This window comes from Massilistercora timonensis (genome assembly GCF_048354975.1).
GTDB classification, from domain to species: Bacteria; Bacillota; Clostridia; order Lachnospirales; family Lachnospiraceae; genus Massilistercora; species Massilistercora timonensis.
In genome coordinates this window covers 1-12,415 of the sequence record NZ_DBGCJQ010000048.1, presented here as the reverse complement: position 1 = coordinate 12,415, position 12,415 = coordinate 1, and the positions used below count along the sequence as shown (strand labels likewise).

24 protein-coding genes and 1 pseudogene are annotated in these 12,415 nt (G+C 48.6%); 1 reads left to right on the top strand and 24 read right to left on the bottom strand.

The window, feature by feature from the left end; translation table 11 throughout:
- The first annotated feature begins 88 nt into the window (after positions 1-88).
- Positions 89-502, top strand: a complete 414-nt coding sequence (locus ACML7B_RS04120) for a sugar transporter (RefSeq protein ID WP_346707091.1) — start codon at positions 89-91, stop codon at positions 500-502.
- 113 nt (positions 503-615) lie between these two features.
- On the opposite strand, the gene ACML7B_RS04115 is transcribed toward ACML7B_RS04120, so the two are convergent.
- The 24 genes and pseudogenes from ACML7B_RS04115 to ACML7B_RS04000 form a co-directional block, all read right to left on the bottom strand.
- On the bottom strand, positions 616-1,152 hold the full coding sequence (locus tag ACML7B_RS04115; RefSeq protein WP_346707092.1) for a bL17 family ribosomal protein: 537 nt from the start codon (positions 1,150-1,152) through the stop codon (positions 616-618).
- A 96-nt stretch (positions 1,153-1,248) separates the two neighbouring features.
- Positions 1,249-2,208 (bottom strand): DNA-directed RNA polymerase subunit alpha, encoded by a 960-nt coding sequence (locus tag ACML7B_RS04110; RefSeq protein WP_418539415.1) that lies wholly within the window; start codon positions 2,206-2,208, stop codon positions 1,249-1,251.
- A 30-nt stretch (positions 2,209-2,238) separates the two neighbouring features.
- Positions 2,239-2,832, bottom strand: coding sequence for a 30S ribosomal protein S4 (gene rpsD / locus ACML7B_RS04105; RefSeq protein ID WP_106789813.1), 594 nt, complete (start codon positions 2,830-2,832; stop codon positions 2,239-2,241).
- 50 nt (positions 2,833-2,882) lie between these two features.
- On the bottom strand, positions 2,883-3,278 hold the full coding sequence (rpsK, locus tag ACML7B_RS04100) for a 30S ribosomal protein S11 (RefSeq protein WP_033124796.1): 396 nt from the start codon (positions 3,276-3,278) through the stop codon (positions 2,883-2,885).
- Positions 3,279-3,395: 117 nt separating this feature from the next.
- The gene (gene rpsM, locus ACML7B_RS04095; RefSeq protein WP_106789812.1) at positions 3,396-3,764 is read right to left on the bottom strand and encodes a 30S ribosomal protein S13; all 369 of its coding nucleotides are present in this window, start codon (positions 3,762-3,764) and stop codon (positions 3,396-3,398) included.
- 244 nt (positions 3,765-4,008) lie between these two features.
- Positions 4,009-4,122 (bottom strand): 50S ribosomal protein L36, encoded by a 114-nt coding sequence (rpmJ, locus tag ACML7B_RS04090; RefSeq protein ID WP_003022746.1) that lies wholly within the window; start codon positions 4,120-4,122, stop codon positions 4,009-4,011.
- A gap of 159 nt (positions 4,123-4,281) precedes the next feature.
- Positions 4,282-4,500, bottom strand: coding sequence for a translation initiation factor IF-1 (gene infA, locus ACML7B_RS04085; RefSeq protein ID WP_004607275.1), 219 nt, complete (start codon positions 4,498-4,500; stop codon positions 4,282-4,284).
- A 10-nt stretch (positions 4,501-4,510) separates the two neighbouring features.
- Entirely contained in the window at positions 4,511-4,780 is a 270-nt protein-coding gene (locus ACML7B_RS04080; RefSeq protein WP_346707096.1) for a KOW domain-containing RNA-binding protein, read from the bottom strand.
- On the bottom strand, positions 4,780-5,541 hold the full coding sequence (gene map, locus ACML7B_RS04075) for a type I methionyl aminopeptidase (protein ID WP_106789810.1): 762 nt from the start codon (positions 5,539-5,541) through the stop codon (positions 4,780-4,782). The genes ACML7B_RS04080 and map overlap by 1 nt, the downstream gene beginning before the upstream one ends.
- A gap of 4 nt (positions 5,542-5,545) precedes the next feature.
- Complete coding sequence (locus ACML7B_RS04070; protein WP_418539414.1) at positions 5,546-6,190, bottom strand: adenylate kinase; 645 nt, start codon at positions 6,188-6,190, stop codon at positions 5,546-5,548.
- A 139-nt stretch (positions 6,191-6,329) separates the two neighbouring features.
- Positions 6,330-7,652, bottom strand: coding sequence for a preprotein translocase subunit SecY (gene secY, locus ACML7B_RS04065; RefSeq protein ID WP_418539413.1), 1,323 nt, complete (start codon positions 7,650-7,652; stop codon positions 6,330-6,332).
- The gene (rplO, locus tag ACML7B_RS04060) at positions 7,652-8,092 is read right to left on the bottom strand and encodes a 50S ribosomal protein L15 (RefSeq protein ID WP_346707099.1); all 441 of its coding nucleotides are present in this window, start codon (positions 8,090-8,092) and stop codon (positions 7,652-7,654) included. Before rplO ends, secY begins: the two co-directional genes overlap by 1 nt.
- Positions 8,093-8,119: 27 nt before the next feature.
- Positions 8,120-8,299, bottom strand: a complete 180-nt coding sequence (rpmD, locus tag ACML7B_RS04055; protein ID WP_106789806.1) for a 50S ribosomal protein L30 — start codon at positions 8,297-8,299, stop codon at positions 8,120-8,122.
- 14 nt (positions 8,300-8,313) lie between these two features.
- On the bottom strand, positions 8,314-8,823 hold the full coding sequence (gene rpsE / locus ACML7B_RS04050; RefSeq protein ID WP_346707100.1) for a 30S ribosomal protein S5: 510 nt from the start codon (positions 8,821-8,823) through the stop codon (positions 8,314-8,316).
- Positions 8,824-8,837: 14 nt separating this feature from the next.
- Positions 8,838-9,206, bottom strand: coding sequence for a 50S ribosomal protein L18 (gene rplR, locus ACML7B_RS04045; RefSeq protein ID WP_106789804.1), 369 nt, complete (start codon positions 9,204-9,206; stop codon positions 8,838-8,840).
- 17 nt (positions 9,207-9,223) lie between these two features.
- Positions 9,224-9,766, bottom strand: a complete 543-nt coding sequence (rplF, locus tag ACML7B_RS04040; RefSeq protein ID WP_106789803.1) for a 50S ribosomal protein L6 — start codon at positions 9,764-9,766, stop codon at positions 9,224-9,226.
- A gap of 175 nt (positions 9,767-9,941) precedes the next feature.
- Positions 9,942-10,343 (bottom strand): 30S ribosomal protein S8, encoded by a 402-nt coding sequence (rpsH, locus tag ACML7B_RS04035; RefSeq protein ID WP_106789802.1) that lies wholly within the window; start codon positions 10,341-10,343, stop codon positions 9,942-9,944.
- Positions 10,344-10,357: 14 nt separating this feature from the next.
- Positions 10,358-10,543, bottom strand: coding sequence for a type Z 30S ribosomal protein S14 (locus ACML7B_RS04030; RefSeq protein ID WP_106789801.1), 186 nt, complete (start codon positions 10,541-10,543; stop codon positions 10,358-10,360).
- Between the two features lie 11 nt (positions 10,544-10,554).
- On the bottom strand, positions 10,555-11,094 hold the full coding sequence (gene rplE, locus ACML7B_RS04025) for a 50S ribosomal protein L5 (protein WP_106789800.1): 540 nt from the start codon (positions 11,092-11,094) through the stop codon (positions 10,555-10,557).
- A gap of 24 nt (positions 11,095-11,118) precedes the next feature.
- Positions 11,119-11,445, bottom strand: coding sequence for a 50S ribosomal protein L24 (rplX, locus tag ACML7B_RS04020; RefSeq protein ID WP_106789799.1), 327 nt, complete (start codon positions 11,443-11,445; stop codon positions 11,119-11,121).
- Between the two features lie 15 nt (positions 11,446-11,460).
- Positions 11,461-11,829 (bottom strand): 50S ribosomal protein L14, encoded by a 369-nt coding sequence (gene rplN / locus ACML7B_RS04015; RefSeq protein ID WP_418539412.1) that lies wholly within the window; start codon positions 11,827-11,829, stop codon positions 11,461-11,463.
- 49 nt (positions 11,830-11,878) lie between these two features.
- On the bottom strand, positions 11,879-12,103 hold the full coding sequence (gene rpsQ / locus ACML7B_RS04010; protein ID WP_418539411.1) for a 30S ribosomal protein S17: 225 nt from the start codon (positions 12,101-12,103) through the stop codon (positions 11,879-11,881).
- Positions 12,104-12,106: 3 nt separating this feature from the next.
- Positions 12,107-12,310 carry a 50S ribosomal protein L29 gene (gene rpmC, locus ACML7B_RS04005; protein ID WP_106789796.1) on the bottom strand — a complete coding sequence of 68 codons (204 nt, stop codon included), beginning with the start codon at positions 12,308-12,310 and terminating at the stop codon, positions 12,107-12,109.
- A pseudogene (locus ACML7B_RS04000) lies at positions 12,300-12,415 on the bottom strand (50S ribosomal protein L16); the annotation flags it as partial. The pseudogene ACML7B_RS04000 and the gene rpmC, both read right to left, overlap by 11 nt.

The window sequence follows — 12,415 nt, the reverse complement described above, 5'->3', positions numbered from 1 at the left end:
ACACATTCTAAAAATAAATTGGATATTTTCTCCCTGAACTCCTATACTTGAATTGGATCATTGAACTTATATCGAGGAGGTAATAGAAATGTCAATTACTGCTGAAACTGCGAAAGCCCATGCAAGCGACCCTGCGGTGCTTTGCTGCCGGGCGGAAGAGGGGATCACCATCGAACCGGCGAATCTGGAGGATCCGGCGATCTTTGATGAGCTGGTGGATTCCGGACTGCTTTCTCTGGACGGCTGTCTCACTATCGCCCAGGTACTGGGCGCTACCCTTACCAAGACCAGCGATTCCCTCTCCCCGCTGACTCCGGACAATGTTTCCGGCTTTAAGGACGCGGCGGAGGTTGCCGCTGAGGAAACCGTGGAAGAAGAGGCCGCGCCGGCTGCTCCTGTGGCAGACATCCAGGTGGAGGGCGCTGTCACCACCATCCGCGGCGGCAAGGTAGTCATCTCCATTAAGGAGGGAAAGGACATCTACCTGGAACTGCCTATCTAATATCTAAATGATGTACTACTTTACTAACAGTCCCCATATTCTATTCTCATTTTAAAAAAGGACATGCGGTCGATCCACATGTCCTTTTGACTGTTGTTCTTTATAAAACTGTCTTACACCAGCTCGATCAGAACTTCCATAGCAGCGTCGCCTTTTCTCTGGCCGATCTTCACGATTCTTGTGTAACCACCCTTGCGGTTTTCATACTTGGGCGCGATCTCATCAAAGAGTTTCGCAACCAGGTCAACCTGCTTGGTGTTTTTCTTTCTTCCTGCAGCAGCGGTGGGAACTTCTTTCACCGGATACAGGACTTTCAGCATCTGACGGCGAGCATGCAGTCTGCTGGGAAGATCCTTCTTAATGGTCTTCTCTTCCTCGTCGTATACGGTTACTTTCTTGCCGTCTACAACTTCTTTTACTCTCTTGCCGTCCTTGTCCTTGCGGGCAACTTTGGCCTTTACGGTAACCTCTTCGAAGTTGTCCTTCTCTTTTACCGCCAGAGCGATAAGATGCTCAGTGATCTTGCGGATCTCTTTTGCCTTCGCCTCAGTGGTTCTGATCTTTCCGTGATTGATCAGAGCGGTTACCTGGTTTCTTAACAATGCTTTTCTCTGGCTTGCTGTTCTGCCGAGTTTTCTATACTTTGCCATTTCTTAATCCTCCATTATTCTACACTTGGTTATGCATCTTCGGGCTTACTAGCCAAATGCATCTGCCGCGCGCTTCGGGCTTACCGGCAAATCTTCTTATTCTTCGCCTTTACTTAAAGACAATCCCAATTCGTCCAGCTTTGCCAGGACTTCCTCCAGAGACTTGCGTCCCAGGTTCCGCACCTTCATCATATCTTCCGGTGTACGGGTGGTAAGTTCCTCCACGGTGTTGATGCCGGCTCTCTTCAGGCAATTGTAAGACCGTACGGACAGCTCCAGTTCGTCGATGCTCATCTCCAGCACCTTCTCCTTCTCATCGTCCTCTTTCTCGATCATTACCTCAGCAGCCTGCGCCACCTCAGACAGATCGATGAACAGTCTCAAATGCTCGCTCAGCACCTTGGCAGCCAGGCTGACTGCCTCATCCGGGCAAAGGGTTCCGTTGGTGTAAACATCCAGAGTCAGCTTGTCAAAATCTGTGATCTGGCCCACACGGGTGTTCTCCACCGTCAGGTTCACACGCTCTACCGGCGTATAAATGGAATCGATCGGGATCACCGCGATCGGTAATTCGTCGTTCTTATTCTTCTCAGAGCTTACATAGCCCCGGCCATTGGTGATGGTCAGCTCCATGTAAAGCTTGCTGTCTGCCCCGCCGTTCAATGTCGCGATAACGGTCTCAGGATTCATGATCTCAATGTCCTGATCCACCTGGATATCCGCTCCTGTGACCACACCTTCTCCTTCGAACTCGATGTATGCCGTCTTGGGCTCATCGGTCTCGGAGTTGTTCTTGATCGCAAGGGATTTCAGGTTCATAATGATCTCTGTGACATCCTCTTTCACCCCAGGAATCGAGCTGAATTCATGCAGCACCCCGTCAATCTTTACCTGACTGATCGCCGTACCCGGCAGGGAGGAGAGCATGATCCTTCTGAGGGAATTTCCTAATGTTGTACCATAGCCCCGCTCCAGAGGCTCTACAACGAATCTCCCATATTTCTTATCTTCTGAAATCTCAGTTATCTCAATATTAGGTTTATTAAAATCAAACACTAGGTCCACCTCCTGTGGTGTTGCGGGTTATTATTTAGAATATAATTCGACGATCAGCATCTCGTCAACCGGAACATCGATCACGTCACGTGTCGGAAGCTCCTTGATGGTTCCCTTCAGGTTCTCAAGATCTGCCTCAAGCCACTCCGGAACCAGACGTCCGCCTGTAACCTCTACGATCTCCTTATATCTTGGAGAGCTTTTGTGTTTTTCTTTGATTTCAATGGTGTCACCGGCCTTCACGATATAGGAAGGGATGTTCACCTGCTTGCCGTTTACCAGAACATGCTTGTGGTCTACGATCTGTCTTGCCTCACGTCTGGTTCTGGCCAGGCCAAGACGGAACACAACGTTGTCCAGTCTTGTCTCCAGAAGGCGCATCAGGTTCTCACCTGTCATACCGCTCATCTGTTTTGCTTTCTTATAATAATTTCTGAAAGGTTTCTCCAGCACACCGTAGATGAATTTCGCTTTCTGCTTCTCACGGAGCTGCAGCGCGTACTCGCTCATCTTTCTGTTGGATCTTTTCAGCTGTCTGTTTGACTTTTTGTCAATTCCCAAATATACCGGATCCATACCAAGGGATCTGCATCTTTTCAGAACAGGAACTCTGTTTACTGCCATGATTTATTTTCCTCCTAAATTTGCTTCAATCGCTCTACGACACTTCTAAATTACACTCTTCTGCGCTTCGGCGGACGGCATCCGTTGTGAGGAACCGGAGTTACGTCACGGATGCTGGTCACATCGATCCCGCATGCCTGAAGAGCACGGATTGCCGCTTCTCTTCCTGAACCAGGTCCTTTAACCATAACGTCAACTGTTTTTAAACCATGTACTAATGCAGCCTTTGCCGCAGTCTCTGCTGCCATCTGCGCTGCATAAGGGGTAGATTTCCTTGAACCTCTGAATCCCAGACCGCCGGCACTTGCCCATGACAGAGCGTTGCCCTGTGCATCCGTCAGTGTAACGATAGTGTTGTTGAAGGATGACTGGATGTGTGCCTGTCCGTGTTCAACGTTTTTCTTGACACGTTTTTTTGTCACTTTCTTTGTAACTTTCTTTGCCATAATAAAACTAACCTACTCTTTCCTTTTCTTTCTACATTATTAAATCAAAATGTTACGGATTAATGAAGTTCGCACTAAACTCAAGCATCGCCTTACGGCTTGCTTTCATTAAGTGCTCTACTTCTTTTTATTAGCTACGGTTCTCTTCGGACCTTTTCTGGTTCTTGCGTTGGTCTTTGTCTTCTGACCACGAACCGGAAGGCCTTTTCTGTGACGGATTCCTCTGTAGCAGCCAATTTCCTGAAGTCTCTTGATATTCAGAGCGATCTCACGACGAAGATCACCTTCTACCATCTGAGTCTCATCGATCACGGCGCTGATCTTCTTTACGTCCTCATCTGTAAGATCTCTGCAGCGGATATCCGGATCTACTCCAGCCTCTGCAAGGATACGGTTGGAACTGGATCTTCCGATTCCGTAAATATAAGTCAGTCCGATTTCTACACGTTTGTCTCTTGGTAAGTCTACACCTGCTATACGAGCCATGTAAATTCCCTCCATTTTTTCTTTGTTTTGATATCGACTTTAATAGGGACCGCTTTTCGCGCAGTCCAGGCGTGTCGGTATTCACGCCCTTTCCGGTCTCTCTGGAAAATGTGATCCTGAAAGTCCGGCATTAGAAGCAATATACGAAGGAATCCCACCGGCTAAAAGTGTATCCTTGTATATTTGAAACAGCCTACACATCTCCTGGTGTGTCGCCGTCAGATATCTGTCTGATCAAAAATAACTAGCCCTGTCTCTGTTTGTGCTTCGGATTCTCGCAGATAATACGAATGCTTCCTTTTCTTTTGATTACTTTGCATTTCTCGCAAATTGGTTTTACTGATGACCTAACCTTCATTGGTGAGCCTCCTTTCATCCATTGCTATGCCTTAGTTTTCCACGTTTTCCCTCTCATATCTCTGCAGCCGCCTGAGAAAAGGGCATAAAAATCCCCGGAAAACGTGCCTATATATTATAGCACCTGATTTTCAGCAAAGTCAATAGATTTTTTCGCAATTTACTTGTCTCTCCAGATAATCCTTCCTTTGGAAAGATCGTAGGGAGACAACTCCAGTGTCACCTTGTCGCCCGGCAGGATCTTGATGAAGTTCATCCTCAGTTTCCCGCTGATGTGGGCCAGTACCTGGTGACCGTTCTCCAGTTCCACCTGGAACATGGCGTTCGGCAGTTTTTCTACTACGGTTCCTTCGATTTCAATTACGTCAGCTTTTGACATGTCCTTCCTCCTATTGCTGTGTAAGATATGATTTTCCTTCTTCTCTTCCGGCTGCGCGAAGCTCCCGGCGGATCTTTGCGTCGTCCGCGCCGGTGATATCCACCGTCCGGCTGATGATCTGAATATGCCTGTGCTTCTTTTTCTTGGGCTTATCCAGCGTCCGGATCCGGCCATCCACTAAATATACATATGTGTCGTCTGCTTCTGTTATCACATAGAGGGCGCCGGCGTCATGTCCCGCCCGGGACCGCGCCAGCATCCCTTTTCTTATCTCTGCCATTACTGCTCTCCTGTGTAGGACAGAATCTTAGGTTCCCCTGCTGTGATCAGTATCGTGTTCTCATAGTGGGCGGACAGGGAATGGTCTCTTGTGACTACCGTCCAGTCGTCGTCCATCCAGTCCACTTCCCAGCCTCCGATATTGATCATGGGCTCGATGGCAAGGGTCATCCCGGCCTTTAAGAGCACTCCTTTGCGGTTCTGCTCATAGTTGGGGATCTCCGGCGCCTCATGCATGGCAGTCCCGATCCCGTGGCCGCACAGATCCCGGACTACTCCGTAGCCCCTCTCTGTGGCATACCTTCCGATGGCCCCTGAGATGTCAAATAAATGATTGCCTTCTTTCGCGTACTTTATACCCTCGAAAAAGCACTCCCGGGTCACCCGGATCAGATCTTTCGCCTCCTGGCTGATCTCCCCGATCCCGTAGGTCCGGGCCGCGTCCGAGTGGTAACCCTTGTAGATCACGCCCGCATCCAGGCTGACGATATCTCCGTCTCTTAAGAACCGGTGCTCGCTTGGGATCCCGTGGACCACCTCGTCGTTGACGGAGACACAGATAGAAGCAGGATAGCCGTTGTAATCCAGAAAGGAAGGAATACAGCCATAGCTTCTGATGAGCTCTTCCCCCAGCCGGTCCACATCCTTGGTGGTCATTCCCGCATGCAGTTCTTTGGCCAGTTCATCGTGAACTTTCTCCAGGATCTGCCCGGCCTGGGTCATGAGTTCAATTTCCCGTTCTGATTTTACAGTGATCGGCATGATCTTAAGCCTCCAGGATCTCCGTGATCGCCCGGAACACGTCCTCAATGTCCACGGTCCCGTCTACGGTCTTAAGGATTCCGGCCTGGGTATAATAGTCGATCAGCGGCTGTGTCTGCTCATGGTAAACATCCAGACGCTTCTTCACTGTCTCCGGCTTATCATCGTCTCTTAAGATCAGCTCCCCGCCGCAGGCATCGCAGATGCCCTCTTTCTTCGTGGGCGCATACTCCAGATGATATGTAGCTCCGCAGCCTACGCAGGCCCGGCGTCCGGACATACGACGGATGATATTCTCATCCGGCACATCCACGTCGATGGCGTAATCCAGCTTCTGCCCCATGCCGGAAAGCGCTTTGTCCAGAGCTTCTGCCTGGGGAATGGTACGCGGAAATCCATCCAGTACATACCCGTTTCCACAATCTTCCTGATTGACACGGTCTACCACCAGGTCCACCACCAGCTCGTCCGGCACCAGAAGTCCCTGATCCATGTAGGTCTTGGCTTTCTTTCCAAGCTCTGTGCCGTTCTTGATATTGGCACGGAAGATATCGCCTGTGGAAATATGGGGAATATCGTATTTCGCAGCGATCTTCTTGGCCTGAGTCCCTTTGCCGGCTCCCGGCGCGCCTAACATAATGATCTTCATATCTCAACTTCCTCCTTTATAGCATTTTAACCCGCGAAAAAAATCCCGCGAGTCATTACTTTGCATCCGGCATTGCTCTTTGGCAGAGCAATCGGTTCGATTGCCCTGCACGGCAACGCCACTGCAGTCCTTCGGACTGTTAACTATTCAAAAATCCTTTATAATTGCGCACGAGCATCTGAGATTCGATCTGTTTCATCGTCTCCAGCACAACGCTGACGATAATGATGAGAGATGTTCCTCCAAATGACACGCTTGCTCCCATCCAACCGTTGAAGAAAATGGGAACGATCTGTACCAAGATCAGTCCGCAGGCTCCGATAAAGATAATGTAGTTCAGGATCTTTGTCAGATATTCAACCGTTGGTTTGCCCGGACGGATACCAGGGATAAATCCGCCGTTCTTCTTCATATTGTTTGCGATCTCCATCGGGTTAAAAGTGATGGAGGTATAGAAATATGCGAAGAACACCGTCAGGACAATGTATACCGCAAGTCCCCAGCTGTACTGCGGATACTGCGGATTGCACCAGAAGCTCTGGTTCATTCCTCTTAAGATCTCTGAACCGATCCCGGTTCCCTCGCCCTTGCCCATAAAGGAGGCGATAACGATTGGGAACTGCATCAGAGATGAGGAAAAGATGATGGGGATAACGCCGGCTGTGTTAACCTTCAACGGAATGTGTGAAGACTGTCCGCCGTAGCTTCTGCGTCCTACCACCTTCTGGGAATACTGTACCGGGATCTTCCGCTCGCCGCCCTGAAGAATGACAACGAATACCACCAGTACAATAATGATCGCCAGGATGATCAGCGCCGCAAGGCCGCTGGAAGCCAGGCTTTTCCCTTCCACAAATACAAACTGGTTAAACAGGGATGTCATGTCGCTTGGCACACGGGAGATGATGTTGATCACCAGGACGATGGAAATACCGTTTCCCACGCCCTTCTCTGTGATCCGCTCACCGATCCACATAAGAAATGCGCTTCCCGCGGTCAGCGTCAGCACAACGATCGCGCCATTGACAAAATTGTATTCCACCAGAAGTCCCTGCCGTCCAAATCCGATGGCCATGGCCGTGGATTCGATCAGGGCAAGTCCTACCGTGAGATAACGGGTGATCGCTGTGATCTTCTTCCGTCCGTCTTCTCCTTCCTTGCGCATCTCCTCCAGCTGAGGGATGGCAATGGTGAGAAGCTGCATGATAATGGAAGACGTGATGTAAGGGGTGATACTGAGCGCGAACACCGACATATTCTCAAAGGAACCGCCGGTGAAAGCGTTAAACAGGTTAAACGCTTCACCGGTGTTTTCCGCGAAAAAGTTCTGGATATATGTTGGGTCAACCCCGGGTGTCGGCAGTTCTGATCCGAGCCTTATCACGATCAACATTAAAAATGTATATCCCAGTTTCTTTCGGATATCTTTGATTTGAAATGCTCTCCGAAAAGTCTCTAACATTAGATCACCTCTGCTTTTCCACCCAACGCCTCGATCTTAGCGACAGCGCCCGCGCTGAACGCGTTTGCCTGAACGGTGAGTTTCTTGGTAAGTTCCCCGTTTCCAAGGATCTTCACACCGTCTCTCGCATTTTTGACGATACCGGCTTCCTTCAGAGTCTCAACAGAAACTACGGCATCGTTATCGAATACTTCCAGAGCGCTTACATTAATGCCAACGATATCTTTGGAATTAATGCATTTGAAGCCTCTCTTTGGAATTCTTCTGTATAATGGCATCTGTCCGCCTTCAAAACCTGGTCTTGCTCCGCCGGAACGTGCTTTCTGACCTTTATGTCCCTTGCCGGCTGTCTTGCCGTTTCCGGAACCATGGCCGCGTCCTCTTCTGAAATTGCCGCTCTGCTTCGCTCCGTCAGCAGGTCTTAAATTTGATAAATCCATTCTAACACCTCCTTATCCGTCTCTTGATTATGCTTCTTCCACTTTTACCAGGTGCTGTACCTGTTTGATCATTCCTCTTGTCGCCTCATTGTCCGGCAGCTCCACAGTCTTGTGAAGTTTCTTAAGACCCAGAGCCTCTACCGTCTTCTTATGCTTCGGTACGGCGCCGATCGTAGACTTTACTAAAGTAACTTTCAGATTTGCCATCTTGATCTCCCTCCTTAGCCTAAGATTTCTTCGATAGATTTCCCGCGGAGTTTGGAAACCTCCTCCGGGGTCTTGATCTGTCTCAGTCCCTCGATGGTAGCCAGAACAACGTTCTGCTTGTTATTGGAACCAAGAGATTTTGTACGGATGTTTTTGATCCCCGCCATCTCGATCACGGCACGGGCCGGACCTCCGGCGATCACACCGGTACCTTCCGGAGCTGTTTTGAGCAGTACGGAAGCTCCGCCAAATTTACCGATAAAATCATGGGTAATACTTTCATTCTCATTCAGCGCTACAGTGATGAGATGCTTTGCAGCATCCTCTTTTCCTTTGCGGATCGCTTCCGGAATTTCTGTAGCTTTTCCTAAACCTGCACCAACATGGCCATTTCCATCGCCGACAACTACTAAAGCTGTGAATCTCATATTACGGCCACCCTTAACAACTTTGGTTACACGTTTAATTGACACTACTTTTTCATTTAATTCTAACTGACTAGCATCAATACGTTCCTGTTTCATGTGTGCTCCTCCTTCTAGAAATTCAGCCCAGCTTCTCTAGCTGCGTCTGCTAATGCCTGAACTTTACCCTGATAGATAAAGCCGCCTCTGTCAAAGACAACGTCCTTGATCCCTTTTTCAATCGCTTTCTCTGCGATCACCTTGCCCAGATATGCCGCTGCGTTAACGTCATTGGTCTTCTCCAGGTTTGCCTTCACATCTTTCTGAAGAGTGGAAGCGGAAACCAGAGTATTTCCAACGGTATCGTCAATGATCTGCGCATACATATGGTTGTTGCTTCTGAACACGGCCAGACGAGGGCACTCAGCGGTACCGCTCAAACGGTTACGTATTTTTCTGTGCTTGTTGACACGTACTACACTTCTTGACTTCTTGCTAACCATTTTCACACTCTCCTTACTTATTTTTTACCAGTCTTACCAACTTTGCGCCGGATCACTTCATCAGCGTACTTGATTCCCTTGCCCTTGTACGGCTCAGGTCTTCTCTTGTCTCTGATCTCAGCTGCGTATTGGCCTACTTTTTCTTTGTCGATACCCTTAACGGTGATCTTGTTCTGTCCTTCAACGACAGTCTCAACACCTTCCGGATCAACCATCTCGACTGGATGAGAGTATCCCAGGTTCAGGGTCAGTTTATTTCCAGACTTTGCTGCTCTGTATCCAACACCGTTTACTTCCAGAACCTTCTCGTATCCGTTGGACACGCCCACAACCATGTTGTTGATCAGGGTTCTGGTCAGACCGTGAAGAGATTTCATCTTCTTCAGGTCATTCGGTCTTGTAACTACGATCTCTTCGCCTTCCTGCCTGATCTCCATCTCAACAGGAAGTTCCTTTACCAATGTCCCCTTAGGACCCTTTACAGTCACTTTATTGTTCTCTGCGATCTCAACAGTAACTCCTGCAGGAATCGCAACCGGCAGTCTTCCTATACGTGACATACCATATCCTCCTTAACTTAAATTTTCGGAATGGGCCTTACCCACTCTGTTTTCAGTTACATTGAGCACTTAGCGTGGTGTTTCACGAGCTTAGTGCGAAAGTACACTCGGTCCACTTGGCGAGGTCTCCCACGAGCCTAGTGGCCGTAGTGTTACCTTGTGATGCCTGCGGCTGTTACCAGATATAGCATAAAACCTCGCCGCCTACACCCAGTTTTCTTGCTTCTTTGTCGGTGATCACGCCTTTGTTGGTAGAGATGACTGCGGTTCCCAGTCCACCAAGTACCTTCGGCAGGTCTTCGCTTCCAGCGTAGACTCTCAAGCCCGGTTTGGAGATTCTCTTAAGGCCTGTGATTACCTTCTCATTCTTGTCTGCGCCGTATTTCAAGGTAATGTGGATGGTCTTGAATACGCCGTCTTCGATCAGTTCATACTTCTCAATATATCCTTCATCCAACAGAATGTTGGCGATTGCGAGCTTCATCTTAGATGACGGAACATCTACAGTATCGTGTTTTGCAGTATTTGCATTACGGATTCTTGTAAGCATATCTGCGATTGGATCGCTCATTGTCATTTGCTCTTACCTCCTTACCAGCTTGCTTTCTTAACACCCGGAATCTGTCCCTTATATGCCAGTTCGCGGAAGCAAACACGGCAGATTCCATATTTTCTCAAATATGCGTGCGGACGTCCGCAAATTTTGCAGCGGTTGTATTCTCTGGTGGAGAATTTCGCTTTGCGCTGCTGTTTAACTTTCATTGCTGTCTTAGCCATAATTTACCTCCTTATTTTCTGAAAGGCATGTTGAACTGTGTCAGCAGCTCGCGGGCCTCTTCGTCAGTCTTCGCGGTTGTGACAAAGATAACGTCCATACCTCTTACTTTGTCTACCTTGTCGTACTCGATCTCCGGGAAGATCAGCTGCTCCTTGATACCAAGAGCATAGTTTCCTCTTCCGTCGAAAGCGTTGGGGTTTACACCGCGGAAGTCACGTACACGGGGAAGAGCAAGGTTGATCAGGCGGTCAACGAATTCATACATCTTCTCGCCTCTCAGTGTAACCTTACATCCGATGGACATTCCCTCTCTTAATTTAAAGTTGGCAACGGATTTCTTTGCCTTACAGATCACTGCCTTCTGACCGGTGATCCGCTCAAGATCGGCAATTGCTGAATCCAAAATCTTCGCGTTGTCTTTTGCTTCGCCTACGCCCATGTTGATCACAACTTTGTCGAGCTTCGGCACTTCCATGATATTCTTATAACCAAACTTCTTCGTCAGTGCGTCGACGATCTCGTTCTGGTACTGTTCTTTCAGTCTGCTCAAAGTCCTGGACCTCCTTCCTTAAGATTACTTACCCTGCTTATCCGCGATCACTTCGCCGGTTGATTTCGCGTAGCGTACTTTCTTGCCGTCTTCCACCTTGAAACCGATTCTGGTGGCCTTTCCGTTGTGAAGGTACATCACATTGGAAATGTCGATGGGGCCTTCCTGATGGATGATCCCGCCGTTCTGGTTGGAGGCGCTGGGCTTCGTGTGCTTGGTCAGCATGTTGACGCCTTCAACGACAACCTTGCCATCCTTCTGGTTCACAGCGATTACCTTGCCTTCTTTGTCTTTATCCTTGCCGGCGATCACTTTAACGGTGTCGCCCTTCTTGATCTTTAATGATGACATCTTGCACGCACCTCCTTACAGTACTTCCGGAGCCAGGGAAACGATCCTCATGAACTGTTTGTCACGAAGCTCTCTTGCTACCGGCCCGAAGATACGGGTTCCTCTTGGTGTCTTATCGTCTTTTATAATAACTGCGGCATTCTCATCGAAACTGATGTAGGAACCGTCCTTGCGCCGGATACTGTTTACCGTACGAACGACAACTGCCTTCACAACATCGCCTTTTTTCACAACGCCGCCTGGTGTTGCATCTTTAACAGTCGCAACAATCACGTCGCCGATACTTGCATATCTTCTTGTTGAACCTCCCAGCACCCGGATACACAGTAACTCTTTCGCGCCTGTGTTATCGGCTACCTTCAGTCTGCTTTCTTGCTGTATCATGCAGGTTTCCCTCCTTATACTATTTAACTTTCTCCATAACTTCGACAAGTCACCATCTCTTGTCCTTGGACAGCGGTCTTGTCTCCATAACTTTTACGGTGTCGCCGATGTTACACTCATTTGCCTCGTCATGCGCCTTCAGCTTGTAGGTTCTCTTTACGATCTTCTTGTAAAGCGGATGTTTTACATGGTCCTCAACTGCGACAACGATGGTTTTGTCCATTTTATTACTGATCACCTTGCCCACACGGGTTTTTCTAAGATTTCTTTCCATGAATTACACCCCTTTCTTCTCAGTGATGACTGTCTGAATTCTGGCAATGTTTCTTCTTACTTCTTTGATCCGGCTGGTGTTGTCCAGCTGGTTGGTTGCATTCTGGAATCTCAGGTTGAAGAGTTCCTTCTTAGCAGCTACTAATTCTTCGTTCAGCTCTGCAGCTGATTTTGTTTTTAAATCTTCTACAAATGCATTAATTTTCACTGTTATCACCGCCTTCTAAGTCTGCGCGAGAAACGACTTTACATTTACATGGCAGCTTGTGGGTTGCCAGACGGAGCGCTTCCTTCGCAACTTCCTCTGATACGC

Coding starts and splice junctions, on each gene's coding strand:
- ACML7B_RS04120 (WP_346707091.1), top strand. CDS start 89: ATGTCAATTACTGCTGAAACTGCGAAAGCCCATGCAAGCGACCCTGCG.
- ACML7B_RS04115 (WP_346707092.1), bottom strand. CDS start 1,152: ATGGCAAAGTATAGAAAACTCGGCAGAACAGCAAGCCAGAGAAAAGCA.
- rpsD (WP_106789813.1), bottom strand. CDS start 2,832: ATGGCAGTAAACAGAGTTCCTGTTCTGAAAAGATGCAGATCCCTTGGT.
- rpsK (WP_033124796.1), bottom strand. CDS start 3,278: ATGGCAAAGAAAGTTACAAAGAAAGTGACAAAAAAACGTGTCAAGAAA.
- rpsM (WP_106789812.1), bottom strand. CDS start 3,764: ATGGCTCGTATAGCAGGTGTAGACTTACCAAGAGACAAACGTGTAGAA.
- rpmJ (WP_003022746.1), bottom strand. CDS start 4,122: ATGAAGGTTAGGTCATCAGTAAAACCAATTTGCGAGAAATGCAAAGTA.
- infA (WP_004607275.1), bottom strand. CDS start 4,500: ATGTCAAAAGCTGACGTAATTGAAATCGAAGGAACCGTAGTAGAAAAA.
- ACML7B_RS04080 (WP_346707096.1), bottom strand. CDS start 4,780: ATGGCAGAGATAAGAAAAGGGATGCTGGCGCGGTCCCGGGCGGGACAT.
- map (WP_106789810.1), bottom strand. CDS start 5,541: ATGCCGATCACTGTAAAATCAGAACGGGAAATTGAACTCATGACCCAG.
- ACML7B_RS04070 (WP_418539414.1), bottom strand. CDS start 6,190: ATGAAGATCATTATGTTAGGCGCGCCGGGAGCCGGCAAAGGGACTCAG.
- secY (WP_418539413.1), bottom strand. CDS start 7,652: ATGTTAGAGACTTTTCGGAGAGCATTTCAAATCAAAGATATCCGAAAG.
- rplO (WP_346707099.1), bottom strand. CDS start 8,092: ATGGATTTATCAAATTTAAGACCTGCTGACGGAGCGAAGCAGAGCGGC.
- rpmD (WP_106789806.1), bottom strand. CDS start 8,299: ATGGCAAATCTGAAAGTTACTTTAGTAAAGTCTACGATCGGCGCCGTA.
- rpsE (WP_346707100.1), bottom strand. CDS start 8,823: ATGAAACAGGAACGTATTGATGCTAGTCAGTTAGAATTAAATGAAAAA.
- rplR (WP_106789804.1), bottom strand. CDS start 9,206: ATGGTTAGCAAGAAGTCAAGAAGTGTAGTACGTGTCAACAAGCACAGA.
- rplF (WP_106789803.1), bottom strand. CDS start 9,766: ATGTCACGTATAGGAAGACTGCCGGTTGCGATTCCTGCAGGAGTTACT.
- rpsH (WP_106789802.1), bottom strand. CDS start 10,343: ATGACAATGAGCGATCCAATCGCAGATATGCTTACAAGAATCCGTAAT.
- ACML7B_RS04030 (WP_106789801.1), bottom strand. CDS start 10,543: ATGGCTAAGACAGCAATGAAAGTTAAACAGCAGCGCAAAGCGAAATTC.
- rplX (WP_106789799.1), bottom strand. CDS start 11,445: ATGTCATCATTAAAGATCAAGAAGGGCGACACCGTTAAAGTGATCGCC.
- rplN (WP_418539412.1), bottom strand. CDS start 11,829: ATGATACAGCAAGAAAGCAGACTGAAGGTAGCCGATAACACAGGCGCG.
- rpsQ (WP_418539411.1), bottom strand. CDS start 12,103: ATGGAAAGAAATCTTAGAAAAACCCGTGTGGGCAAGGTGATCAGTAAT.